Raw genomic sequence first — 23,523 nt, forward strand, 5'->3', positions numbered from 1 at the left:
ATCGAAAGTAGAGAGCGTCATGGGACTGGATACAAAATTTGATGAGTTGCTCGATTTCCCCTGTATGCAGACCTTTAAGGTCATGGGTGTCGCGCATGAAAAACTGCCTGCGGATGTGATTGGCTGCCTACAGCAATTGGCACCGGGAGACTACGCGCCCACGGTAAAACCCAGCAGCAAAGGCAACTATCACTCTGTGTCAGTCAGCGTTCGCGTCACCAGCAAAGAGCACATGGAAACAGTGTACACCGAACTGTCCAAGCTTGAATTGGTGCGTGTTGTTCTTTGATGACAGTCTCTAACGCAGTGCCACAAGTTGAATGTGATACAGACACGCTGATCATACGACAGTTAGGCAGACAGCCCTATCTGCCGGTGTTCAATGCAATGCGTGACTTTACTGATCAGCGCGATGAATCTACCCAGGATGAAATATGGCTGGTTGAGCATGAACCGGTATTTACTCAGGGGCAAGCAGGCAAGGCAGAGCATATCCTCGCGCCAGGCGACATTCCTGTTGTTCAGGTCGATCGAGGCGGACAAGTTACCTATCATGGGCCTGGCCAGCAGACCCTGTATATCTTGCTCAATATGAAGCGTCGCAAACTGGGCGTACGGGCCCTGGTCACAGCATTAGAGCAATCTGTAGTCGACCTTTTAGCCGACTACAACATTGCCGCCTACCCGAAAGCTGATGCGCCAGGCGTCTATGTTAATGAACAAAAAATTTGTTCTGTAGGACTGCGGATCCGCCGCGGTTGCAGCTTTCATGGACTGGCATTAAACGTCAATATGGATTTGGCCCCGTTTCAGCGCATCAACCCGTGTGGCTATGCGGGACTGGAAATGATAGATTGCGCGCGTCTGAACGGGCCAGACAACCTGGACAACGTTGGCAAACCGCTAAGTGATCACTTATGCCGACACCTTGGTATACAACTCAAACAATTCAGAGCAGGTTTTGATGACTAAAACACGTGCCGAAGCAGGCCAGAAACTGCGCGATGATCAAAAAGTTAAACATATTCCGGTCACCATCATTCCGACTGATAAGTCGGAAATGCTGCGCAAGCCTGAATGGATAAAAATCAAGTTACCGCGTACCACCGATCGCATCGACCATATTAAACAGACGCTGCGTAAGAATAAACTGCATTCCGTCTGTGAAGAAGCCAGTTGCCCGAATCTGGCCGAATGTTTTAATCATGGCACTGCGACTTTTATGATCCTCGGGGATATCTGTACCCGTCGTTGCCCGTTCTGTGATGTCGCGCATGGTAAGCCGCTGCCACCCAGTGCCGAAGAGCCCGAGAAGCTGGCCAGAACCATTGCAGAAATGCAGCTCAAATATGTGGTCATCACCTCGGTAGACAGAGACGACCTCAGAGACGGTGGTGCACAGCATTTTGTCGATTGTATTAACGCGATTCGAGAACATAGCCCGAGCACCAAAATTGAAGTACTGGTGCCTGATTTTCGTGGCCGAATGGACAGAGCACTGGAAATTTTTAAGCAAGGTGTGCCGGACGTGTTTAACCACAACCTGGAAACTATACCACGCCTCTATCGTGAATGCCGACCAGGCGCTAATTACAAATGGTCACTGGATCTTCTGCGCAAATTTAAGCAGCAGCACCCTGACATCCCCACCAAATCAGGTTTGATGATGGGCATGGGCGAAGAAAACGAGGAAATCGTTGAGGTGCTTAAAGACCTGCGTGAACACGATGTGGATATGCTGACACTGGGACAATATTTACAGCCAAGCCGTCATCACTATCCGGTGAAACGCTATGTACACCCGGATGAGTTCGATGCGCTGGGTGAGACAGCCCGTGAACTCGGTTTCACGCATGCAGCATGCGGTCCCATGGTACGTTCCAGCTACCATGCGGATAAACAGGCCGCTGGCGAACAAGTAAAGTAATCAACGAGGCCCACCCAGTGTGGGCCTTTTGCTAGTTAAAGGATACACCATGCACAACTTTCTTATTTTGGCCATGTTTGCCAGCCTAATGCTGCTCTCCACTGACACTCGAGCCGCAGACTGGCGTGTTCCCTCACTTGAGGACACGGTATATATGCATACTGAGGAAGGGCTGGTAATCATTGAGCTGGCAACATTTATGGCCCCTGCCCATGCACAGCGATTTCGCCAGTTAATCAAAGAAGGCTTTTATGATGGCCTGCCTTTTTATCGGGTCATTGATGGATTTGTTGTACAGGCAGGGGACGCGGCGAACACAAAAAAAACCGAGCACCGCTCTCCCCTTGAGCCTGAATTCACCCGCGCCACCTCAGAACAATCAACCTTTGTCAGTGTGCAGCGCCCCGCCCTGTTAGCACCTGAAACCGGGTATTTGCATGGTTTCAGTGCTGGTCGCGATCCTGAGAGTAAGCAAGAGTGGCTGTTACACTGCCCCGGCGTTGTCGCCATGGCGCGAGCAACCGAAGCGAACACGGCAACAACGGATTTCTACGTGGTCATTGGCCAGGCGCCGCGACATTTGGACCGCAACATGAGTGTATTTGGGCGGGTGCTGTACGGCATGGATACGTTACAGCGTATCAAGCGAGGCAAACGCGATCAGGGCGGTGTTATCAGCGAGCCTTCATTACAAAGTAAAATTGAGTGGGCAAAACTGGCAAATGACATTCCGCTCACTGAACGGTTCGCAATCCAGGTAGCAACCGGCACCGCGGAGCAAACACAAAACCGATTGCAGGCAGCGCGAAGTCTCGATAATCCGTTTTATGTTTTTAAAGGCGACGGCAATCGGCCTATTGATCTGTGCTACTACCAGACGCAAGTGAAGGTCGTCGCACCTACATCAGTGCAGCCTGACGCATAATGACGATACCGGCACTGACCAGCGGAATAGACACCAGCGTCGATAATGCCACTGCATTGGCGGCCAGCGATGCATTGCCTCCCATACTGCGCACCATCACATAGCTGGCCACAGCAGTAGGCGCGGCGGCCATCAGGAATACTACACCAAGTTGTGCATCCCGCAGGCCGAGACCGTAGGCAATCAACGTAGTAACCACTGGCGCCACAATACACTTACCTATTACGGCAATACCTGCCACCGACAGGTCCAGTTTCAAACGCACAAAACTCAGCGTTGCGCCTGTGCATAGCAATGCTAATGGCAGGGTCATGTTAGCGAAGTACTGGCCAGTCTGAACGACTAACTGCGGTAGTGGTATTTGAAAATAGCTGACAGGCAGAGCAAGCATGATGCCGATGATCAAAGGATTTTTAACAATACCGACGATGCTTGGCCACAATGCGCGCTGAGCATGGAAAAAATGATTCAGCAATACTACTGCGATGACGTTATACAGCATGGTGAGGATGGCTAAATACAGCGAGACAATTGCTAAGCCTTTATCGCCATAGGCATTGACACAAAACGCCAGACCAATGACCCCCATATTGGCGCGATACCCTGCGTGGATCACTACGCCACGCTCAACATCGGTGTTAATAAAGACAAGCGCGGCCACTAGCATAATCAGTAGCATTACTGCAGTGGCAATCAACCCGGCTATCAGCATGGTCGAATTCGCCGCCTGCGAGAACTCTACCCGGCTTATAGTGATAAACAGCAATGCTGGCAACGTGACATTAAAGACCAGTTTGGTGCCGACCTCGACAAACGTGTCGTTGATAAAACGGATTTTTTTCAGAAAGTAGCCAATCAACAACAGCGCGAGTACCGGACCGGTCACGCCAAAAGAAAAGCTCAGTTGCTCAAGAAATGATGCCATGTGGGTGTATTGCGGCAAAACCCGAAAGATAGCATAAATTGTGTCAGCGATCCCGAATAGTCACCATCGGAGAAATATCCGCCCCGCCGCACCGCGCAGGCGGTAGCCTCTTTGGGAAAAGGAACCAAGCTTCAGATTTTCTATCTTGCTCCTACCTGAAAGAGATGATCTACAGGTGAACAGCGATCCTTACAAAATCCATGTCATTCTTTGGGTTTGACATACCATATTAGATATATATACTTTTGAGTATGTGGGAGATATTCGAACATAAACGGTTAGATAAGCAGCTTGCAAAAGCGCCTTTGGAAATTCAAAAGCGCTATGAAAAATGGAAGGACGTTGTTGCGATATCAGGTCCTTCTGGATTGCAACTGATTAAAGGCTTCAGAGATGAAGCGCTTTCTGGAAATTGGAAAGGTTTTCGCTCTTCTCGTTTAAATCAGCAATATCGAGTTATTTACTCCGTCGAAAACGGACAAATGTACGTCCAAGTGGTAGAGGTAACTCCTCATGATTATCGCAGGAGATCATAATGATGGATTTTCAGAAAGCTAAAACACGAGTCTCAATTTCTAGCGGCGAATCAGTCCGCATCATGCGCGAGCTTCAAGAACTAAGTCAAAATGATTTAGCAAAAATGGCAGATATCCCACAGTCAACGATATCAGCCATAGAAAACGGCCGCGTTAATTTGGGCGTAGAGCGCGCAAAGGCTCTTGCTCGCGCTTTAAAATGCCACCCAGCCGTACTTGTTTTTCCGGGCTGGGAAGTAAATAGTGATCATGCAGCTTAACGAGAGATATAAAACACTCCCCTTCGGTTTTTGTGACACTAACACGGGGCGTCATGCAGTGCACTTAGCTGCGGGCGTTTCGGTTGGCAAGATTAGGCAGCGCTAATCGCCGCCTATCATATCTCCGATACCGCCAAGGACCGATCCTTCACCCTGCCGCTTGCCACCAATATTCGGGGCATGCTGAATAACGCGATCTGCCAGACGAGAGAATGGCAGGCTCTGGATCCACACTTTACCATGACCTCTGAGCGTGGCGAGAAACAGGCCCTCCCCACCGAAGAACATACTGCGCAGCCCCTTGGTCATTTCAATATCGTATTCAATGCCCGCCGTGAAACCCACCACACAACCGGTATCAAGGCGCAGTGTCTCGCCATTAAGCTCACGCTCTATTACGGTGCCACCGGCATGTAAAAATGCCATACCATCACCTTGCAAGCGCTCCAGAATAAATCCTTCACCACCAAAAAAGCCGCTGCCAAAGCGCCGATTAAAGGCAATATCTACTTTTGTACCGAGCGCAGCACACAGAAATGAATCTTTCTGACAGGTGATTTGTTCGCCTACCTGAGCCATGTTAACGGGCACAATACTGCCTGGAAATGGGGCAGCAAAGGCAACCCGACGTTTCTGCATGCCTTGATTGGTAAAGTGCGTCATAAACAATGACTCACCGCTGATCATGCGCTTTCCGGCAGAAAACACCTTACTCATAAAGCTGGCATTTACGTCAGAGCCATCGCCCATCTTCGCTTCGAAGCTGATATCGTCCTGCATGTAGTTCATCGCACCCGCTTCTGCGATAACGGTCTCACCGGGGTCTAGTTCAACTTCCACCATCTGCATGGAATGGCCGATGATTTCATAGTCTATTTCGTGGCAGCGCATCTGTTCTCTCCTTCTATTGCTGTTTGCCAAGCATAGCTCATGCTTGCTGCTGTTGAGCAATCCACTTGTCTATTTTCGCCTCTAGCACTGGCATAGGTAAGGCACCGTCAATCAGGATCTGCGTGTGAAATTTGCGGATATCAAACTTTTCACCCAGCGCCTTTTTAGCCTTGCTACGCAGCATTTTTATATGCCTTTCACCTGTTTTATAGGCCAGTGCCTGACCGGGGATAGAAATATAGCGCTCGACCTCAGCAACAACATCTGACTCAGCCATCGACGAATTTGCCAACATAAAGTCTATTGCTTTTTGACGGCTCCAGCCCATTGCATGTAAGCCGGTATCAACCACAAGACGCATGGCACGAAGCTGTTCATCGGCCAGTCTGCCGTACCACATGTAAGGGTCGGTAAACAGACCCATTTCCTTACCCAACGATTCTGCATACAGAGCCCAGCCTTCAGCAAATACAGTATAACCACCAAACTTTCTGAATGCCGGCAGGCCTTCCACTTCCTGCTGGATAGCGATCTGGAAATGGTGTCCGGGCGCCGCCTCATGCACGCTCAGGGTTTCCATCAAAAACTTTGGCTGGGCTTTTAAATTGTGTGTGTTGATGTAAAAAATACCGGGACGGGAGCCATCTGGTGCCGGTGGCTGGTAACTGGCACCCGCTGCGGATGCTGCGCGGTAAGCCTCTACTGCCCTTACCTCATAGTCGGCTTTTGGAAATACCTCAAACAGTGTTGGCACCCGTGCATCTATTTTGTGTTTGATATCGGTATAGGCATCAATAACTGCCTGCTCACTGTCAAAATAAAACTGGTCGTCATTACGCAAAAATTCGAAAAATGCCGGCAAATCCCCCTCAAAGCCTACCGTTTCTTTCACACTTCGCATTTCGCTCAGGATCCGCGCCACTTCACGTTGACCAAATGCATGAATCTCCTCAGCACTGAGCGGCAACGTGGTATTAATATCAATCTGGTGCGCATAGCGGGCCTGACCATTGGGTAGCGCAGACAAGCCGACCGTTTCCCGCGCCTTTGCCAGATACTCGTCTTGCACGAAACTGTGGACACGTTGATAGGCCGGAATAATCACTTCTTTGATCATTGCCTGATATTGAGTGCTCAACTCAGCCTTGGCATCTGCTGATATTCCATCCTTCTCGTCAAGCGCAGCAACCGGACCGTAAAACACGCTTTGCGTAATATCATCAACTATATGCGCACTCAGCTGCGGCAACAGTTTTTCAACAATTGGCCTGGGCAACACAATGCCTTTTTCAATCCCGCGTTTCATTGCCCATATCGTGCTATCCATGTAGTCGGCAAAGCCCTTTGCGCGCTGCATGAAGTTGCGATAATCCTGCTCATTATTAAAAGGTTGCGCCGATGAACCTGAACCCAGCATGGCGAACCAGCTGTGCGCACCGCCCATCTGGCTGATTGGCATCACATAGCTCTCGAACTCAAATCCCTTAATGGCTTGCTCTCTGGCATGTTTAAAAATTTCATAACTGAGCCAGTCCTGTCCGGTGAGCTGGGTGCCATCTATTGCTTTAATGGCATCCAGATAACCTTGTTGAAACGCCAGTTCATCCGCCAGCCACTGGTCGCTGAGCGGCTCGCCAAACTGATCGTTATATTGATGCACGCCCACAAAGGTGGCGTAAACCGGACTGCGCGCCAGACTATCAGCAAAAAATCGCTCTAGCAGTTGATTCAGCTTTTGTGATTCAGATTGAACAGCGGTCATCGACTGCGCAGAAGAAGAAAGCGCGGCCGATGGCGCATTCGCATAAACATGCTGAGTTGCACCGAGTGACAGTGACGCAATGGCAACAGCAACGGCTGAAAGATGGCGTGGTTTCATAATGTGATAAGCACTGAAATAAGTAAAAATTTAGTGTGCGATTGACGCGTCTGATGGTCAACTGTGCGGCGTATAAATTACCCTATCAAAGCGTAACCAAGTGTGTCATGTGCTTTCACAAAGTGCGCAAAAAGCCCGATAACTGTTACACTTACGCGGATAACCATAACGATAACAAGTCACCCTATGCGCAAAAAAATCTACGTTGCCAATACCGGCGGCACCATCGGCATGCAGCCTTCTGCAAATGGGTATGTACCGGTAAAAGGCTTTCTCTCCGGTGCGCTGGCGTCGATGCCTGAATTCCATCACGCTGATATGCCAGAGTTCGTCGTCAAAGAATATGACAATCTGATTGATTCATCAGATATCACACCGGAAGACTGGCAAAAAATCGCCGACGATATTCGCCAGCACTACGACGATTACGACGGTTTCATTATCCTGCATGGCACCGATACCATGGCGTATACTGCCTCGGCGCTCTCTTTCATGCTGGAAAACCTCTGCAAGCCGGTGATAGTGACCGGCTCCCAGATACCGCTCGCTGAGCTTCGTTCAGACGGCAAAATCAATATGCTTAATGCGTTATATCTGGCCGCTAACTATCCGATTGCTGAAGTGGCGCTGTTTTTTAACAACAAACTGTTCAGAGGAAACCGCAGTCGTAAAGTCGATGCTGATGGGTTTGACGCCTTTGATTCGCCTAACTTCCCGCCTCTTCTTGAAGCAGGCATCGATATAGAACTGATTGCCGGTAAGGTTACCGAAGAAACCACTGTCGAGCCGCTGCGCATCAGCAATATAACCGCACAGCCTGTTGGTCTGGTCAGCCTGTATCCGGGAATTAGCGCCGACATGATAAGGAACACCCTTCGCCAACCTGTTAAGGCACTGGTTTTACTTAGCTACGGCGTCGGCAATGCGCCACAGAACCAGGACATTCTTGACCAATTCAAACATGCGCTGGACAACGATATTGTGGTGGTTAACTGCACGCAGTGCGTCCGCGGCAGAGTAAATATGTCTGGTTACGCCAACGGCCACGTGCTGCGTGAAGTCGGCATATTATCCGGCGGTGATATGACACCTGAAGCGACGCTGGCGAAGCTGCACTATCTGCTCAGTAAAAACCTGCCGCTTAAAGAGCTCAAGCGGCAGATGGTGACTAACTTGCGTGGTGAGATGAGCTAGCTTAGTTCGTTGCTTTCACCCCATCCACTGCTTGTCTGGCAAGTTGGGTTATACGTGCCCAGTCATGTTGCTCAATCGCATCATCTGGTGCCAGCCATGACCCGCCCACACAGCGTACGCTGGGGATGGCATGATAATCCAGATAGTTATCCGGGCCGATGCCGCCTGTTGGACAGAAGGTTACATTAGGGAATGGTCCGGCAATAGATTTAAGTGCTTTTACACCACCTGACGCCTCTGCCGGGAAAAACTTAAAATGCGTGTAGCCGGCATCCAGCCCCTTCATCAGCTCTGAGGTTGACGAGATGCCCGGGATCAATGGGATGCTGCCGGCGCTACCAGCGGCCAAGAGTTCCGTGGTCATGCCTGGGCTGATAGCGAACTTTGCGCCTGCGTCGGTAACCTGTTTAAGCTGCTCTGCATTGGTTACGGTTCCGGCACCAATCATGGCATCGGGGACCTCTTTTGCGATACGCGCAATGACATCCAATGCGGCAGGAGTGCGCAATGTGACTTCCAGAACATTGATACCACCAGCCATGAGCGCTTTAGCCAGAGGTACGGCAACCTCCACGTCCTTAATCACCAGCACTGGCATGACAGGACCCTGGTTGAAAACCGTCTCACTCGAAATTGTCCAGTTTTTACTCATTTTCTTAACTCGCGTAGTGTTGTTCTAGATAGGCAGCAGCGCCCAATAAGCCATGATCTGGCTCGGTAATAATGTAGGTTGGGATCGGCTTCACATAGTGCTCAAAACGTCCTTTACTCTCAAAACGCTGTCTGAAATCACTGCTCTGTAAAAAATCAACAAAGCGCGGCGCAATACCGCCACCGATGTACACGCCGCCAGTGGTCGCCAGATTGAGTGCCAGATTGCCGGCAAAGCTGCCCATAATGCGACAGAATTGATGCAGAGAATCGACACACACCTCACATTCACCGCTGAGTGCTTTCAGCGTCACCTCAGCAGGTTCATCAATGGTGGGGGAAATACCGCGATGCTCCGCCAGCGCCTGATAGATGTGCAAAAGTCCGCGGCCAGACATCACTTCTTCCGCAGATGCACGACCGTGCAAATTGCGGATGTACTTAAAAATGATCAGGTCGGTATCATCCACGGGAGCAAAATCGACGTGGCCGCCCTCCCCATCCAGCGTCTTCCAACCGTTTTCAACCTGGGTGAGGTGTTCTACACCCAGTCCCGTGCCCGGCCCGAACACAGCAATGTTGCCATCGGGACTGCTTTCCCCTGTGCCTATTTGCACTTTCTGCTCGTCGTTTAGCACAGTTAATGAGTAGGCTACTGAGGTGAAATCATTGATCACTGCCAGATACTCAAGGCCCAGTACCTGAGTCAGTTCCTGGGTAGAAAACTGCCAGGTATGGTTCGTCATTTTGACCCAATCCGAGGTAACCGGGCAGGCAATGGCAATACAACCGGCACTAAATGTGCGGTCGGTGAACTCATCAAAGTAGTGCTGTATCGCATCGGCGATGGTGTCAAAATCGGCACAAAGATACTTTTTGATATCCGTGAGCTTGCCGTCCTGAGTCTGCGCCAGACGAATATTGGTGCCGCCTACGTCAGCGACAAACTTGACGCTCATGCCTCTTGCTCCTGCGATGCGAACAGAGAACATGCTCCTTCTTCAGCGCCGGTCAGCGTGCTGCGCATGCCTGTGAACATTTCTCTGCCCATACCGGTATGATGATTATCAAGACTGGCCTGTTTCGCCTCTCTTGCTTCCAGCTCGTGCTCTGGAACATGCAATGTCAACGCGCCAGTTTCGGTATTCAACTCAATGATATCGCCGTTTTGCACTTTATTGAGCAAGCCACCTGTATAGGCTTCTGGCGTTACGTGGATAGCCGCCGGCACCTTACCGGATGCACCCGACATGCGCCCGTCAGTAACAAGCGCGACTTTGTATCCACGATCTTGTAATACACCAAGCGGTGGCGTCAGGCGGTGCAGTTCTGGCATACCAATAGCGGTTGGGCCCTGAAAACGCACGACTACAATACAGTCTTTATTTAATTCACCGGATTTAAATGCGGCATCCAGCTCGAACTGGTCCTCAAACACAACAGCCGGCGCTTTCATGTGACAATGCGGAGTGCGCAGCGCTGAGGTTTTGATCACTGCTCGACCAAGATTACCAGACAGTACCGACAGTCCTCCGTCAGGTTTAAACGGCTTTTCAACATCTGCCAGCACCTCTTTGTCCAGACTTTCCTGAGGGCCGTCCACCCACTGCAATTCACCGTCAATAAGCTTGGGCTCTAGCATATAACGCTCTAACCCTTTACCGCAGATGGTGTTGACATCGTTATGCAATAATCCGGCATCCAGAAGCTGTTTGAACAACAACGACATGCCGCCTGCTGCGGTAAAGTGATTGATATCTGCAGAGCCATTCGGATAGATGCGGGTCATCAGAGGCACTGCACGGGAAATATCCGCGAAGTCATCCCAGTTGATGATGTAACCCGCTGCACGCGCAACGGCAACAAGGTGCATGGTGTGATTGGTGCTGCCACCTGTTGCCAGCAGTCCAACCAGGCCATTGACGATGGCTTTCGCATCGACAATATGACCAATTGGCATATAGTTATCGCCTAAATCGGTCAAACGTGTAGCCTGCACAGCTGCAGCTCTCGTTAGCGCGTCACGCAGCGGCGTACCCGGATTGACGAAAGACGAGCCTGGAAGATGCAAGCCCATCATTTCAACCACGAGCTGATTACTGTTTGCCGTGCCGTAGAAGGTACAGGTTCCCGCCGAATGATAAGACTGGGACTCTGCCTCGAGAAGTTCCTCGCGACCCACTTTGCCCTCGGCAAAGGCTTGTCTGACACGTGCTTTTTCTTTATTCGGCAAACCAGATGGCATGGGGCCCGCTGGTACAAATACGGTAGGTAGATGACCGAAACTGAGTGAACCAATCAGCTGTCCGGGCACGATTTTATCGCAAATACCCAGCATCAATGCTGCATCAAACATGTTATGAGACAGCGCCACTGCCGCTGACATAGCGATAACGTCACGGCTCATCAGGCTGAGATCCATCCCGGCGTTACCTTGTGTCACGCCATCGCACATAGCCGGTGTACCACCGGCAAACTGCGCAACGCTGCCTACTTCAGACACCGCTTGCTTAATAATGGCAGGATAGGTTTCATAGGGCTGATGTGCCGACAGCATGTCATTGTACGCCGACACAATGGCAACATTGGCTTTGACCATGCTGCGCAAATCTGACTTTTCTGCCTTATTACAAGCAGCAAAACCATGGGCCAGATTACCACATGAAAGCGCGCCACGATGCGGTCCCTGGCGGCGGGCTTTGTCAATTTTTTGTAAGTATTCGGCGCGCGTCGCCTGGCTACGCTCTATGATCCGGTCGGTTACGTCCTGAAGAAGGGAATTCATATTAGTCTCCTTGGCGGGCCCTGTTAGGGAGCCCACATCAGTTCTACATCACTGCGCTGAACCACCGCAACGATCGGTTTTGCCACCTCATTACCTTCGGCCAATGCCTGCTCGAGCACTTCACGTTTGCGCTCACCGGTAAGATGCAAAAAGATATGGCGGCTGTTGAGCAGTGCCGGTAACGTCAATGACATGCGCTGATGCGGCGCGGTTGTCGGCTGCACCGCGATATAGCGCTGGCCAGAGTTCATATCTAACCCGGCCTGTACCTGTTCGCTACAAGGGAATAAAGATGCGGTGTGTCCATCTTCACCCATACCAAGAATTAACACGTCAAATGGCGCTCCGAGCAGTTGCTGATTCTGACTTAACGTTTGCACCGCATCTTTGGCATCATCATGGTCCGTTTTCAAAGGTACGAACTGTGCTGCGGCAGCGTTATCTTTAAGCAGATGAGTGCGCACGAGTTTTTCATTGCTCGCCTCATCATCTGCGTTCACCCAGCGCTCGTCAGCCAGGCTAACGATGATGCTGTCCCACGGCAATGCCATAGTTGATAGCGTCTCGAACAGCGCTACAGGGGTGCGGCCACCTGACACTATTAAACTGGCTTGACCGTATTGTTTGACATTCTGTTCCAGAATATCTGCAATCTGACGAGCAAATTGTGCAGTGAGTTCGTCACTGTCCTTAAATGTCTGTATGTGTAAGCTCATGGTTAACGTTTCCCCAGTCGGCTTTCATACCATGCTCGGCCTTCACTGGCTAACAGACCAATTGAAGCAACAGGTCCCCAGGTGCCGGCCTGATATGGCTCTGGCTCTTCGTTTGTGTCTTTCCAGGCTTCAAGTATGGAATCTACCCATTTCCATGAGTGCTCGACTTCATCGCGACGCACAAATAGCGCCTGATTACCGATCATCACTTCCAGTAGAAGTTTTTCATAGGCATCGGCGATACGCTCGTCCGTGAAGGTTTCAGAAAATGACAGGTTAAGTTTGGATTTTTGCAGATCCATTGAGCCACTGGTGGTCAGGCCCGGCACTTTGTTCATTACCGTAACCTCGACGCCCTCATCAGGCTGCAGGCGGATCACCAGTTTATTGGGTGGTAGTTTAGCAAAGCTGTCTTTAAACAAATTGTGCGGCTGACGCTTGAAATAAATCACCACTTCACTGGCTTTGGTCGGCATACGCTTACCAGTACGCAGGTAAAACGGCACACCAGCCCAGCGCCAGTTATCCAGCTCCACTTTTAGCGCCACGAAGGTTTCTGTGCGGCTGGATTTGTTGGCGTCAGGCTCTTCCAGGTACCCCGGGACTTCCTCCCCCTTCACAAAGCCATTGGTGTACTGACCTCTGACCGTTGTTTCGGCCACATTGCTGGCATTGATCGGGCGCAGTGCTTTAAGCACCTTTAACTTTTCATCACGAATTGCGTCAGCATCCAGCGTCGTAGGTGGCTCCATGGCAACCAGCGTGAGTATCTGTAACAGGTGATTTTGCACCATGTCTCGCATCTGGCCGGCATCGTCGAAATAACCCCAACGGCCTTCAATGCCTACTGACTCAGCAACTGATATTTGCACGTGGTCGATACAATTGTGATCCCAGTTGGTCGCAAATATTGAATTAGCGAAGCGCAGCGCCACCAGGTTTAACACCGTTTCTTTGCCCAGATAATGGTCAATGCGGTAAATCTGTGACTCATCAAAGTACTCAGCAACCTGGTCATTGATAACTTTAGATGTCGCCAGGTCGTGCCCAATCGGCTTCTCCAACACCACTCGCATGGTTTTGTCGATAATGTCAGCCGCTTTCAGCCCCTTACAAATATCGCCGTATATTGAAGGCGGTGTCGCCAGATAGCAGACCATGATGCGTGAGGGATCAACATGAGTGGTGAACGCTGAGTAACTGTCAGTATTCTTCATATCCACACAAACGTAATCGAGTTTGTTTTGCAAGCGCTCCCAGGTGTCCTGACACATTTCTTCCTTGGTGAACTTTTCAACGTTTTCTTTTACTTTGCTGATGTAGTCATCAATGCTCAGGTCCTGTCGAGCGACACCTATGATTTTACTGTCAGCGTGAAGCAAATTGGCTTTCTCAAGCTGATAGAGGGACGGCAGTAGCTTTCTGCGCGCCAGATCACCAAGTGTTCCAAATAAAATGAAATCACAAGGTTCGAAAGAAGTTTCCAACACCATATCGAAAAACCTTTTATAGTTGTTACCTTAAGCTTAGTGTTTATTTTGTAATTTTACTTAATTATCTACACTAAACCTTCGATATTTTGTTTATATTACTCATTTATGTTGTAATTTTACAACTTTAAGTCATCTTTTTTCAGCGTCCATTGCGGTGATACAACGCAAATGTGGATTTTTTACTGGCAATAATGTCAAAAAGTTACAACAATAAAGACCAATTGCGACGTAAATTTCAACGTCAACCGACAAAACTGAAAGTAAACATCAGTATAAGAAAAATAGCATCACGCGTATGAATATTCTTGAAAAAATCACTCAACAAAAAGCTGCATTCAGTAAATCAGAGCGTAAGGTTGCCGAGGTTATCCTGAGTAATCCACAAACAGCGATTCACTCAAGCATTGCTACCTTAGCCAAGATGTCAGACGTGAGTGAGCCGACGGTAAACCGATTTTGCCGACGTCTGGATACCAAAGGGTTTCCAGACTTCAAATTGCACCTTGCACAAAGTTTAGCTAACGGAACACCTTTCGTTAACCGGCATGTTGAAGAAACTGACGGACCAGAGGAATACACCAACAAAATTTTCGAATCGACCATGGCCTCTCTGGAAGTGGCCAGGCAGTCAGTCGATATATCGGTCATTAACCGGGCGGTCGATTTATTAACCCAGGCGCAGCGCATTTCCTTTTTTGGATTAGGCGCTTCAGCCTCAGTCGCCCATGATGCATTGAATAAGTTTTTTCGCTTCAATGTACCGGTGGTGTATTTTGAAGACATTCTGATGCAGCGCATGAGCTGTATGAACTGCAATGAAGAAGATGTGGTCGTCATGATTTCGCACACCGGGCGCACCAAAAGTCTGGTGGAAATTGCCCAAATCGCACGCGGTAATGATGCCACTGTGATTGGCCTGACGTCTCAGCACAGCCCATTAGCGAAGGAATGCAGCCTGGTCGTATCACTCGATGTGCCAGAAGATACAGACATGTACATGCCGATGGCCTCTCGTATCGCACAGCTGACATTAATTGATATTCTAGCCACAGGTTTCACCTTGAGGCGCGGCAGTAAATTCAGAGAAAATCTGAAGCGAGTAAAAGAGACGCTGCGTGGTTCACGCTATGAAAAAAGGCCAGAATAGACGAAGAGAAAAGTGTGAAAAGGCGCTATCACTGAACGTGGTATGCGCCTTTTTAATATTTACTGGGCAGACCAGTCGCCTCATACAGGCTTTTTTCGTCAAATAATTTCACATTATTCTGCCCTTGCATTATATTTTCTGTAATAAAATTACAAATTGTCATTCAATTGTCACCTGCACGTAGGACAGTCAATGACGCATCACGCACCTAACCGACAAGAATAACGACGACATCATGATCAGAAGAACCAAGATACTCGCTACACTCGGCCCCGCGACAGATACCGATGAAAAAATTGAAGCGGTCATTGCTGCCGGTGCCAACGTCGTACGGATGAACTTTTCACACGGCACCGCGGACGATCATATTGAGCGCGCCAAGCGCGTCAGAGCTGCAGCTCAGCGACTGGGTAAATTTGTGGCCATCCTGGGCGATCTGCAGGGTCCTAAAATACGGGTGGCCAAGTTTGTCGAAGGATCTGTCAAGTTAGCAGAAGGAGCTCATTTTGTGCTCGACGCTGAAATGGGTCGGGACGAAGGCCATCAGCATGCAGTAGGTATCGATTATAAAGCCCTTCCTCAGGATGTCGGCGCGGGTGATATTTTGCTTCTTGACGATGGACGTATCCAGCTTGAAGTTACTGGTGTCGAAGGCGCTAAAGTACACACAAAAGTTACCGTAGGTGGCAAGCTATCTAACAACAAAGGCATCAACCGTCTGGGTGGTGGGTTATCTGCTGAAGCACTGACCGAAAAAGACAAGCAGGACATCGTGACTGCAGCAAAGATTGGTGTGGATTATCTGGCAGTATCGTTCCCACGCTGTGGCGCGGATATGGAATACGCCCGCAAGCTCGCCAAGCAGGCCGGCTGCAACGCCTATCTTGTCGCCAAAGTGGAACGTGCTGAAGCCGTGGCGACGGAAGAGGCCATTACCGACATTATCGAAGCATCAGATGCGGTTATGGTAGCCAGGGGCGATTTAGGAGTAGAAATTGGTGACGCTGAGCTGGTCGGTGTGCAAAAGAAATTGATCGCTCGCTCGCGACAGCTGAATAAAGTGGTGATCACGGCGACACAAATGATGGAGTCTATGATCGATAACCCGATGCCTACACGAGCTGAAGTCATGGACGTCGCTAATGCGGTACTGGATGGCACCGACGCGGTAATGTTGTCGGCTGAAACTGCAGCGGGTCAATATCCGGTTGAGACGGTTAAAGCCATGGCGCGAGTGTGTGAAGGCGCTGAAACCCATCCCAGCGTGAAATTCTCCAAGCATCGTATTGATGAGAAATTTACCTCAATCAGTGAGACGATTTCCCTCTCAGCGGTTTACGCAGCTAATCATCTGCCTTCTGTCAAAGCCATCGTGGGCTTGACTGAATCAGGCAGCACGCCAAGGCTTATGTCCCGTATCACCACGTCTTTACCCATTTACGCCCTTTCAAGACATACCGACACGCTGAATGCGATGTCGCTGTACCGTGGTGTAAAACCGGTATTTTTTGACAGCAGCCGCAGTTTACCTGGGCAATTGAAGCAGGATGTCATTGATACGTTAAAGGACATTGACGCGGTGAAAAGTGGCGATCAGTTTATCATGACCTATGGCGATATGATGGAAACCATAGGATCTACCAATGCCTGCAAAATCGTCTCTGTTGAATAACGTATCTGCGCGCTAGCGCCAGAAAGAAAAATACTCACTGCAGTCTCGCGCCGGCTTGGGTGCCGGCGAGACAACCGGTGTGCCAAGATAAAGAAATCCGACGATTTCATCCTCGTCATTCAAATTGAACGCCTCTTTGACCGTGTCATCGTGAGCATAACTGCCGGTTCGCCACATCCCGCTATACCCTAGCGCAACTGCGGCCATCTGCATTGCATGCACGGCACAGGACGTAGACGCAACCTGCTCAACCCAGGGAACCTTGTCATGTTCTTTGTATTTGCTGATCGCGACAATGACCATGGGAGCACGAAGAGGTAACTGGCCAGCCCTATCAATTTCCTTATCTGATTTGCCGGCAACAATCGCTGCCTGGGTAAACACTTCGCCGAGTTTACCCAATCCCGCGCCTTCACATACCACAAACTGCCAAGGCGTCAGACACGCATGGTCCGGCGCTCTGAGCGCGGCCTGCATAATGATATTCAGATCTTCTCCGCTTGGCGCAGGGGCTTGAAGTCGGGGCTGTGATGAGCGATTAAGTAACAGTTCAATAGCTTGCATAGCGACGTTGGCGATCCGTTTTGTCCAGCGATGGGCCAATTATTGACATAAAAGCCAATACTGACAAATAAAATCGCGTGAATTTTTAGGCCGATCGGATGTGTCGTTCAAACACCAGGTGCAACCAATAATCGACGCTGGTATAGCGGCCCGCCCCGCTAAAAAATAACGCCACTAACATGATGAAATAGGTAATAGCAAACTCCATACCGTTATTCAGGATAACAAAGTTGCCACTTGCGGTTAGCCAGTCATAATGCCCATGCTGCTGCAACAGAGAGGTTGCTGCTGCTATCTTTTGCGGCGCATCCATCACCTGCTGGTTATAAAAAATCGTTCCATCAGCAAACCAGCTCGAGGCATCAGCTATCGCCAGCCAGCCATTTTGACCGTGCACAGTAAACGCAGCAACCAGCATCGTAACCATTAATGGAAGGCTGACTACTCGCACAGCCAGTCCCACTAGCAGCAACCAACCACCGACAAATTCACTGCCCGAGGCAAGCGCGGCCAGCACTTCAGGAAACGGTAAACCCAAGCCCCATTCAGGATCGGCAAACCAGTTTACCGTATCGTCGAAGTTTGACAGTTTATTCCAGCCCGCCTGGATCATCACTGGCGCCAGATATAGCCGCAATAACAGGGGTGCAATCCCGTCTGCATGGCGACTCGCTGTGAAAAAAGATTGCCAGATGTGATAGAGCTTGAAGGTCAGTGACATAACGAAGTTGACTGTAAAAAATGACTAATAGCTCCTAAGATAGGCGATAGCGTCAAAATCTTTCATCTTGTACAGACATTAAACGTGCCACGCTCTGAAAAAACACGCTCGCCGTTATCCAGGCTTTATCAGCGCCAGCAAGGAAAAGTGAACCCCTCTGCGCGCCAGGGTGCACTGCTAAAGACATTTGCCGAAGATGATTACAAACGCATTGCCAAGCTCATCCAGCGTTGGCTGCAAGAGGATGAGCGCAACACGTAAGCCATTATTTATATTGCTACCGCCAGTTCAGCGCCCTGGCGAATTGCTCTTTTGGCATCCAGTTCCGCAGCGACATCAGCGCCACCAATAAGATGAACAGACATGCCCTTATTAATCAATGCCTGCTGTAACTCACGCAGCGGCTCCTGACCTGCACACACAATCACGTTATCAACCTCTAGCAGCCTAGGCTCATCATTGATGGTGATATGCAGTCCCTGATCGTCGACTTTCTCATAACTGACGCCAGCGAGCATTTGTACCTGCATTTTTTTCAAATTAGTGCGGTGTACCCAGCCCGAGGTTTTCCCCAGATTTTTTCCTGGCTTCGATTTTTTGCGTTGTAACAAATAAATCTCTCGCTGTGGTGGCTCAACATGCGCATCTGTGAGTGCCCCTTCAGTTTGATATGACCTGTCAATCCCCCAGTGACGCATCCACTGTTCGGCATTTAACGTCAGGCTATTTTCTTCGAGCAGGAACTCAGATACGTCAAAGCCAATACCGCCAGCGCCAATCACTGCTACTTTCTGACCGACGGGTTTGTTGTCTCTCAGCACATCCAGGTAGCTCATCACTTTAGGATGATCGTGACCTTCAAAATTTACACTGCGCGGCACAATGCCTGTTGCCAGCACGACCTCATCGAACCCCTGTCCGCTTAATATAGCAGCGTCGGCGGGCGTATTCAGATTCACCGTCACATTCAGCTGCGTTAGCCGGTTTGAGAAATATCGCAGAGTTTCATGGAATTCCTCTTTACCGGGTATCCGTTTGGCATAATTAAACTGCCCGCCAATTTTATCGTCCTTTTCAAACAGGGTAACGTCATGCCCCCGCTCGGCGGCATAGCAACTAAACGCTAGACCGGCGGGCCCCGCGCCGACCACTGCGATACGTTTTTTGTGGGTAGTCAGGGTAAAGTTCAGTTCTGTTTCATAACCAGCGCGGGGATTAACCAGACAGCTGGCCCGTTTTTTCTGGAAACTGTGATCCAGACAGGCCTGATTGCAGGCAATACAGGTGTTAATGTCCTGCGCCCGCCCCGCTTTTGCTTTGGCGACAATGTTTTCATCTGCCAGGAATGGACGTGCCATGGACACCATGTCTGCCTGACCGCTGGCCAGGATGGTTTCAGCAATTTCAGGGGTATTAATGCGGTTAGTGGCAATAAGCGGCTTGCTGACTTCTGCACGTAACTTCTCTGTCACCCAGGTAAATGCCGCACGTGGTACTGACGTGACAATGGTAGGCACCCTCGCCTCATGCCAGCCTATACCTGTGTTGATAAGATCGACACCGGCCTGCTCTACTATCTTTGCTGCCTGTACGACTTCTTCCCAGGTATTGCCACCTTCTACCAGATCCAACATCGATAAGCGGAAGATGATAATAAAATCGCTACCAACCGCTTGTCTCACTTCGCTGATTATTTCTTTGGCGATGCGCGCACGATTTTCGATAGGACCACCGTATTCATCATCACGCATGTTGGTGCGCTTGCACATGAACTGATTAATCAGGTAGCCCTCGGAGCCCATGATTTCGACACCGTCATAACCTGCCTGCTTAGCCAGCTTTGCACAATTTGCATAGTCTTTAACCGTAGCCTGAATACCCCGTTTTGAAAGCGAACGAGGCTTAAAGGGAACGATGGGCGACTGTACTGAAGAGGGAGCAACGATCAGTGGATGATAGCCATAGCGTCCTGTATGCAAAATTTGCATACAAATCTTGCCCCCCGCCTGATGCACTTTATCCGTGATAACCTGATGCGCTTGTGCATGTTTAGGCTTCGCCATCCGTGCAGCAAACGGATACACCCATCCTTCGCGATTCGGGCTAATTCCGCCGGTGACAATGAGTCCAGCCTCGCCTGCCGCACGTTCCGCATAAAACGCGGCAAGCTTATTAAAACCTTGCTTCTCCTCTTCCAGCCCCAAGTGCATTGATCCCATCAGGGTGCGATTCTTTATAATAGTGTGGCCCAGGTCCAGGGGCTCAAAAAGATGTGGGTAGTGAGGATTTTTCGTCATGTTAGGCGACCACTTGTTGGCTAAGTTTGTTTACTGACAATATTTGCTACACAAAAAATTACATTAATTTTGTGCGATCTTTTTAGTTTTCGTTAGGATATCAGTGTTTAGAGTAAAAAATAGTAGTAGTTAATGATATGACACAGCGCAGTAGTTGGACGAAATCATTGTTCGTAGGTCTTTGGAACGGCTTGAATTTCGTTCGTAAGCTTTTCTTCAATATCGTATTTATTGTCATAATCGTCGGCCTCATTGTCGTTGTGATGTCTGACAATAATAAAATTATTGTGCCTAAACACAGCGCTCTGGTGCTGAACCTGAACGGCGATCTGGTGATCCAGAAAACCTCCGTCGACCCGTTTGAAACCTTCATGCAGGAAGCGTTTGACCAAAAAGAGGATAACCCGGAAGTACTACTACAGGACGTTCTTCTCGCCATTGAGAATGCCAAACAGGACCGCCGTATTAAGACCTTAATACTCGACCTGCATGGACTGCGTCGTGCGGGACTGGACAAGCTACAACAGATCACTGCTGCCATGGAGGATTTCAAAACTTCAGGCAAGCCTATCTACGCGATTGGCGATTACTTCACGCAAAACCAATATTACCTTGCCGCTCATGCCGACCACGTGTATCTGAATCCAATGGGCGGTATATCCCTGGACGGCTATGGTACTTACCCATTGTATTTCAAAGAAGCACTGGAGAAACTTAAAGCCACCACCCACGTTTTCCGTGTAGGTACTTATAAGTCGGCTGTCGAACCCTTTATGCGGAACGATATGTCAGAGGCCGCAAAAGAAGCCAATGCAGAATGGCTGGGAGCCTTATGGCAACAATATAAAACAGACGTGGCCCGAGCGCGGAACCTTGATATTGATGCCTTTGACGAAACCTTTGAAGACTTTTTAGCCAAGATTGAAGCGGTCGATGGCGACCTGTCTGCCTACGCACTGGAAAACGGCTGGGTAGATGCACTCAAAACTCGCGCACAAATTCGTGCGGAAATGCGTGAAATTGTGGGCAATGATGATTCACGACTCGGTTTTACCGCTATCGGCCTGAATAGTTATCTGCGTGTCATTAAGCCCGCAACCATACTGATGCAAAGCGATTTGGATAAAGTCGGCATTGTGGTGGCCAAAGGCACCATATTAAACGGCAATCAAAAAGACGGCACTATTGGCGGAGACTCAACCGCTCGCAAATTGCGTAAAGCCCTGGAAGATGACAGCGTAAAATCAGTGGTGCTGTACATTGATTCTCCTGGTGGCAGTGCCTTTGCGTCAGAAGTTATTCGTCAGGAAATTGAAGAGTTAAAAGGTGCCGGCAAACCTGTGGTCGCGGCGATGAGCACCTATGCGGCATCAGGTGGCTACTGGATTGCCGCCAGTGCAGATGAAATTTGGGCAGCTCCGAATACCATTACTGGCTCTATCGGCATATTCGGCCTGCTGATGACCTATGAAAATACGCTGAATTATCTTGGCCTGCACACTGACGGTGTCGGTACCACAGATTTTGCTGGCTTCAGCCCTGCTCGTGCACTGGATCCCACGTTGTCCAATATCATTCAGCGAGGCATTGAGCACGGCTACCAGCAATTTATTTCGCTGGTGGCCAAAGAGCGCGACATGACCATGCAGCAGGTAGATGAAATTGCCCAGGGCCGTGTATGGATTGGTAATAAAGCCCACGAGCTAGGCCTCGTCGATAACATTGGCTACCTGCAGGACGCAGTTAAAGCGGCAGCAGCGCTGGCAAACCTGGAAAGCTATGACACCAAATATATCGACCGCGACTTGAGCAGCTCTGAGCTATTCTGGCAAGAATTCTTCGGCCAGACGGCAGCATGGATTGGTAAACTACATTTCGCTAACAGTGACAGTCAGCTAATTGCTATGGTCAGTCAGTTGGTCAGTGAGTTTGACAATATTACCAAGCTGAATGACCCCCGTGGAGTGTACGCATTCTGCTTACAGTGTGAGTATTGAATAAAGTCTCGCTGCCTGACGAGGTAAAACACCGCGTGCTCTGCCGAGTAGAGGACTGTTATGCAGAGCTGAACGCGGCTCTGCGAGTTAACCTGCCTCCCCCTAATATACGCTTTGACCTTCGCGGCTGTGCCGCGGGTCAGGCGCGGCTTCACAATAATACACTGCGCTTCAACCCTGTTCTATTGCTGGAAAACCCAGATCCATTCATTCGTGAGGTAGTGCCTCACGAAGTGTGTCATTTAGCGGTACACCATGTGTACGGCAGAGTCCGTCCCCATGGACAACAGTGGCGTGCCTTGATGACAGAGGTATTTAATTTGCCAGCAAGCACCACACACCGTTTTAACACCCATTCTGTACAGGGCACTACTGTGCCCTACGTGTGTCGCTGCGGTATTATCCAGTTAGGTATCAGGCGTCACAATAAGGTAGTAAAGCGTCAGGCAACGTACCATTGCCGCACCTGCAAGCAAGTGCTGGTGCAAAGTTAAAACCATTGTTTGGTGAACACGCGGTCCAGCTCGTTAAATGCCGTCTTAAGTAAAGTGGCAAGCTCTTTATAGCGCGGACGAGATTTAACGGCTTGCAATGCCAGACCCTGGCTGCGCATCTTGGCATGAATTTCTCTGTACCAGGCACTTACGGACGGTGGCAGAGGCTGATTGGCGCGATTACCCAACCACAACAAGCCCTGCATCGGTAGACTAATGAAAAATGCCGCGACAGCAATCGCCTGAGGCAGATATGACGTGCCCATCTGGTTAACCATCGTGATCGCCGCCAAGACCGCGACCGGTGGCATCACCTTGAGACCAAATTTTGTTGCTGCAATAACTCGACATTCAGGAAATAACGCATACAGTTGCTTTTGCATCGGCCATTCGTGCATATAGTCCTGACCGTCCCTGAACATTGAAGCAATGGATTGAGCCATCTTAGT

At 49.8% G+C, this 23,523-nt stretch carries 24 protein-coding genes; 12 read left to right on the forward strand and 12 right to left on the reverse strand.

Translation table 11 applies throughout. The annotated features are described in order from the left end of the window. Positions 1-25 precede the first annotated feature (25 nt). From ybeD to G441_RS17830, 4 genes are read left to right on the forward strand one after another with little or no spacing between them, the layout of a single operon-like run. Positions 26-289: a DUF493 family protein YbeD gene (gene ybeD, locus G441_RS0103940; protein WP_026375149.1), complete on the forward strand. Its 264-nt coding sequence runs from the start codon at positions 26-28 to the stop codon at positions 287-289. Then, positions 289-972, forward strand: a complete 684-nt coding sequence (lipB, locus tag G441_RS0103945; protein ID WP_051275307.1) for a lipoyl(octanoyl) transferase LipB — start codon at positions 289-291, stop codon at positions 970-972. The genes ybeD and lipB overlap by 1 nt, the downstream gene beginning before the upstream one ends. Further along, on the forward strand, positions 965-1,927 hold the full coding sequence (gene lipA / locus G441_RS0103950) for a lipoyl synthase (protein ID WP_026375151.1): 963 nt from the start codon (positions 965-967) through the stop codon (positions 1,925-1,927). Before lipB ends, lipA begins: the two co-directional genes overlap by 8 nt. A 49-nt stretch (positions 1,928-1,976) precedes the next feature. Then, positions 1,977-2,852 (forward strand): peptidylprolyl isomerase, encoded by an 876-nt coding sequence (locus G441_RS17830; RefSeq protein ID WP_240485072.1) that lies wholly within the window; start codon positions 1,977-1,979, stop codon positions 2,850-2,852. Here G441_RS17830 and G441_RS0103960 read toward each other — a convergent pair. Further along, positions 2,827-3,777, reverse strand: coding sequence for an AEC family transporter (locus G441_RS0103960; protein ID WP_026375152.1), 951 nt, complete (start codon positions 3,775-3,777; stop codon positions 2,827-2,829). The genes G441_RS17830 and G441_RS0103960 overlap by 26 nt on opposite strands. 251 nt (positions 3,778-4,028) lie before the next feature. Between G441_RS0103960 and G441_RS0103965 the strand changes: the two genes are divergently transcribed. Together G441_RS0103965 and G441_RS0103970 are read left to right on the forward strand one after the other, a co-directional pair. After that, complete coding sequence (locus G441_RS0103965) at positions 4,029-4,313, forward strand: type II toxin-antitoxin system RelE/ParE family toxin (protein ID WP_026375153.1); 285 nt, start codon at positions 4,029-4,031, stop codon at positions 4,311-4,313. Continuing rightward, a complete protein-coding gene (locus tag G441_RS0103970) occupies positions 4,313-4,573 on the forward strand; it encodes a helix-turn-helix transcriptional regulator (protein WP_026375154.1) in 261 nt (86 codons plus the stop codon). Before G441_RS0103965 ends, G441_RS0103970 begins: the two co-directional genes overlap by 1 nt. A gap of 102 nt (positions 4,574-4,675) precedes the next feature. Here G441_RS0103970 and G441_RS0103975 read toward each other — a convergent pair whose 3' ends face one another. Further along, the gene (locus tag G441_RS0103975; protein ID WP_026375155.1) at positions 4,676-5,464 is read right to left on the reverse strand and encodes a TIGR00266 family protein; all 789 of its coding nucleotides are present in this window, start codon (positions 5,462-5,464) and stop codon (positions 4,676-4,678) included. A 37-nt stretch (positions 5,465-5,501) separates the two neighbouring features. Continuing rightward, positions 5,502-7,343: a DUF885 domain-containing protein gene (locus G441_RS0103980; protein WP_026375156.1), complete on the reverse strand. Its 1,842-nt coding sequence runs from the start codon at positions 7,341-7,343 to the stop codon at positions 5,502-5,504. 186 nt (positions 7,344-7,529) lie between these two features. Between G441_RS0103980 and ansA the strand changes: the two genes are divergently transcribed. Further along, entirely contained in the window at positions 7,530-8,537 is a 1,008-nt protein-coding gene (gene ansA / locus G441_RS0103985; protein ID WP_026375157.1) for an asparaginase, read from the forward strand. Position 8,538: 1 nt separating this feature from the next. Here ansA and G441_RS0103990 read toward each other — a convergent pair whose 3' ends face one another. Genes G441_RS0103990 through zwf form a run of 5 tightly spaced genes read right to left on the reverse strand, consistent with a single transcriptional unit; the run spans position 8,539 to position 14,182 of the window. Then, positions 8,539-9,189 (reverse strand): bifunctional 4-hydroxy-2-oxoglutarate aldolase/2-dehydro-3-deoxy-phosphogluconate aldolase, encoded by a 651-nt coding sequence (locus tag G441_RS0103990; protein ID WP_026375158.1) that lies wholly within the window; start codon positions 9,187-9,189, stop codon positions 8,539-8,541. Between the two features lie 4 nt (positions 9,190-9,193). Next, a complete protein-coding gene (locus G441_RS0103995) occupies positions 9,194-10,147 on the reverse strand; it encodes a glucokinase (RefSeq protein ID WP_026375159.1) in 954 nt (317 codons plus the stop codon). Further along, a complete protein-coding gene (edd, locus tag G441_RS0104000; RefSeq protein ID WP_026375160.1) occupies positions 10,144-11,973 on the reverse strand; it encodes a phosphogluconate dehydratase in 1,830 nt (609 codons plus the stop codon). Before edd ends, G441_RS0103995 begins: the two co-directional genes overlap by 4 nt. A gap of 23 nt (positions 11,974-11,996) precedes the next feature. Then, positions 11,997-12,689, reverse strand: coding sequence for a 6-phosphogluconolactonase (gene pgl / locus G441_RS0104005; RefSeq protein ID WP_026375161.1), 693 nt, complete (start codon positions 12,687-12,689; stop codon positions 11,997-11,999). 2 nt (positions 12,690-12,691) lie between these two features. Continuing rightward, on the reverse strand, positions 12,692-14,182 hold the full coding sequence (gene zwf / locus G441_RS0104010) for a glucose-6-phosphate dehydrogenase (protein WP_026375162.1): 1,491 nt from the start codon (positions 14,180-14,182) through the stop codon (positions 12,692-12,694). A 295-nt stretch (positions 14,183-14,477) separates the two neighbouring features. Here zwf and G441_RS0104015 point away from each other — a divergent pair, with 295 nt between their 5' ends. Further along, positions 14,478-15,329 carry a MurR/RpiR family transcriptional regulator gene (locus G441_RS0104015; protein WP_026375163.1) on the forward strand — a complete coding sequence of 284 codons (852 nt, stop codon included), beginning with the start codon at positions 14,478-14,480 and terminating at the stop codon, positions 15,327-15,329. A gap of 235 nt (positions 15,330-15,564) precedes the next feature. Then, positions 15,565-17,001, forward strand: a complete 1,437-nt coding sequence (pyk, locus tag G441_RS0104025) for a pyruvate kinase (RefSeq protein WP_026375164.1) — start codon at positions 15,565-15,567, stop codon at positions 16,999-17,001. Positions 17,002-17,013: 12 nt separating this feature from the next. On the opposite strand, the gene G441_RS0104030 is transcribed toward pyk, so the two are convergent. Together G441_RS0104030 and G441_RS0104035 are read right to left on the reverse strand one after the other, a co-directional pair. Further along, positions 17,014-17,565: an NAD(P)H nitroreductase gene (locus tag G441_RS0104030; protein WP_026375165.1), complete on the reverse strand. Its 552-nt coding sequence runs from the start codon at positions 17,563-17,565 to the stop codon at positions 17,014-17,016. 85 nt (positions 17,566-17,650) lie between these two features. Further along, positions 17,651-18,286, reverse strand: a complete 636-nt coding sequence (locus G441_RS0104035) for an HvfX family Cu-binding RiPP maturation protein (RefSeq protein ID WP_034474229.1) — start codon at positions 18,284-18,286, stop codon at positions 17,651-17,653. Between the two features lie 84 nt (positions 18,287-18,370). On the opposite strand from G441_RS0104035, the gene G441_RS19645 reads away from it, so the two are divergent. Next, a complete protein-coding gene (locus tag G441_RS19645) occupies positions 18,371-18,547 on the forward strand; it encodes a hypothetical protein (protein WP_156896255.1) in 177 nt (58 codons plus the stop codon). 8 nt (positions 18,548-18,555) lie between these two features. Here G441_RS19645 and G441_RS0104045 read toward each other — a convergent pair whose 3' ends face one another. Continuing rightward, the gene (locus G441_RS0104045; protein WP_026375167.1) at positions 18,556-20,583 is read right to left on the reverse strand and encodes an NADPH-dependent 2,4-dienoyl-CoA reductase; all 2,028 of its coding nucleotides are present in this window, start codon (positions 20,581-20,583) and stop codon (positions 18,556-18,558) included. A gap of 137 nt (positions 20,584-20,720) precedes the next feature. On the opposite strand from G441_RS0104045, the gene sppA reads away from it, so the two are divergent. After that, on the forward strand, positions 20,721-22,580 hold the full coding sequence (gene sppA, locus G441_RS0104050) for a signal peptide peptidase SppA (RefSeq protein WP_026375168.1): 1,860 nt from the start codon (positions 20,721-20,723) through the stop codon (positions 22,578-22,580). Next, positions 22,577-23,074 carry a SprT family zinc-dependent metalloprotease gene (locus G441_RS0104055; protein WP_026375169.1) on the forward strand — a complete coding sequence of 166 codons (498 nt, stop codon included), beginning with the start codon at positions 22,577-22,579 and terminating at the stop codon, positions 23,072-23,074. Before sppA ends, G441_RS0104055 begins: the two co-directional genes overlap by 4 nt. Here G441_RS0104055 and yfbV read toward each other — a convergent pair. Then, positions 23,071-23,517, reverse strand: coding sequence for a terminus macrodomain insulation protein YfbV (yfbV, locus tag G441_RS0104060; RefSeq protein WP_026375170.1), 447 nt, complete (start codon positions 23,515-23,517; stop codon positions 23,071-23,073). The genes G441_RS0104055 and yfbV overlap by 4 nt on opposite strands. Between the last annotated feature and the right edge of the window lie 6 nt (positions 23,518-23,523).

Source organism: Aestuariibacter salexigens DSM 15300, from assembly GCF_000429145.1.
GTDB classification, from domain to species: domain Bacteria; phylum Pseudomonadota; class Gammaproteobacteria; order Enterobacterales; family Alteromonadaceae; genus Aestuariibacter; species Aestuariibacter salexigens.

Coding starts and splice junctions, on each gene's coding strand:
- G441_RS0103995 (WP_026375159.1), bottom strand. CDS start 10,147: ATGAGCGTCAAGTTTGTCGCTGACGTAGGCGGCACCAATATTCGTCTG.
- G441_RS0103965 (WP_026375153.1), top strand. CDS start 4,029: ATGTGGGAGATATTCGAACATAAACGGTTAGATAAGCAGCTTGCAAAA.
- G441_RS0104015 (WP_026375163.1), top strand. CDS start 14,478: ATGAATATTCTTGAAAAAATCACTCAACAAAAAGCTGCATTCAGTAAA.
- pyk (WP_026375164.1), top strand. CDS start 15,565: ATGATCAGAAGAACCAAGATACTCGCTACACTCGGCCCCGCGACAGAT.
- yfbV (WP_026375170.1), bottom strand. CDS start 23,517: ATGGCTCAATCCATTGCTTCAATGTTCAGGGACGGTCAGGACTATATG.
- sppA (WP_026375168.1), top strand. CDS start 20,721: ATGACACAGCGCAGTAGTTGGACGAAATCATTGTTCGTAGGTCTTTGG.
- ansA (WP_026375157.1), top strand. CDS start 7,530: ATGCGCAAAAAAATCTACGTTGCCAATACCGGCGGCACCATCGGCATG.
- G441_RS0104035 (WP_034474229.1), bottom strand. CDS start 18,286: ATGTCACTGACCTTCAAGCTCTATCACATCTGGCAATCTTTTTTCACA.
- G441_RS0103975 (WP_026375155.1), bottom strand. CDS start 5,464: ATGCGCTGCCACGAAATAGACTATGAAATCATCGGCCATTCCATGCAG.
- edd (WP_026375160.1), bottom strand. CDS start 11,973: ATGAATTCCCTTCTTCAGGACGTAACCGACCGGATCATAGAGCGTAGC.
- G441_RS0104045 (WP_026375167.1), bottom strand. CDS start 20,583: ATGACGAAAAATCCTCACTACCCACATCTTTTTGAGCCCCTGGACCTG.
- pgl (WP_026375161.1), bottom strand. CDS start 12,689: ATGAGCTTACACATACAGACATTTAAGGACAGTGACGAACTCACTGCA.
- zwf (WP_026375162.1), bottom strand. CDS start 14,182: ATGGTGTTGGAAACTTCTTTCGAACCTTGTGATTTCATTTTATTTGGA.
- G441_RS0103980 (WP_026375156.1), bottom strand. CDS start 7,343: ATGAAACCACGCCATCTTTCAGCCGTTGCTGTTGCCATTGCGTCACTG.
- G441_RS0104030 (WP_026375165.1), bottom strand. CDS start 17,565: ATGCAAGCTATTGAACTGTTACTTAATCGCTCATCACAGCCCCGACTT.
- G441_RS0103990 (WP_026375158.1), bottom strand. CDS start 9,189: ATGAGTAAAAACTGGACAATTTCGAGTGAGACGGTTTTCAACCAGGGT.
- G441_RS0103960 (WP_026375152.1), bottom strand. CDS start 3,777: ATGGCATCATTTCTTGAGCAACTGAGCTTTTCTTTTGGCGTGACCGGT.
- G441_RS0103970 (WP_026375154.1), top strand. CDS start 4,313: ATGATGGATTTTCAGAAAGCTAAAACACGAGTCTCAATTTCTAGCGGC.
- G441_RS17830 (WP_240485072.1), top strand. CDS start 1,977: ATGCACAACTTTCTTATTTTGGCCATGTTTGCCAGCCTAATGCTGCTC.
- lipB (WP_051275307.1), top strand. CDS start 289: ATGACAGTCTCTAACGCAGTGCCACAAGTTGAATGTGATACAGACACG.
- lipA (WP_026375151.1), top strand. CDS start 965: ATGACTAAAACACGTGCCGAAGCAGGCCAGAAACTGCGCGATGATCAA.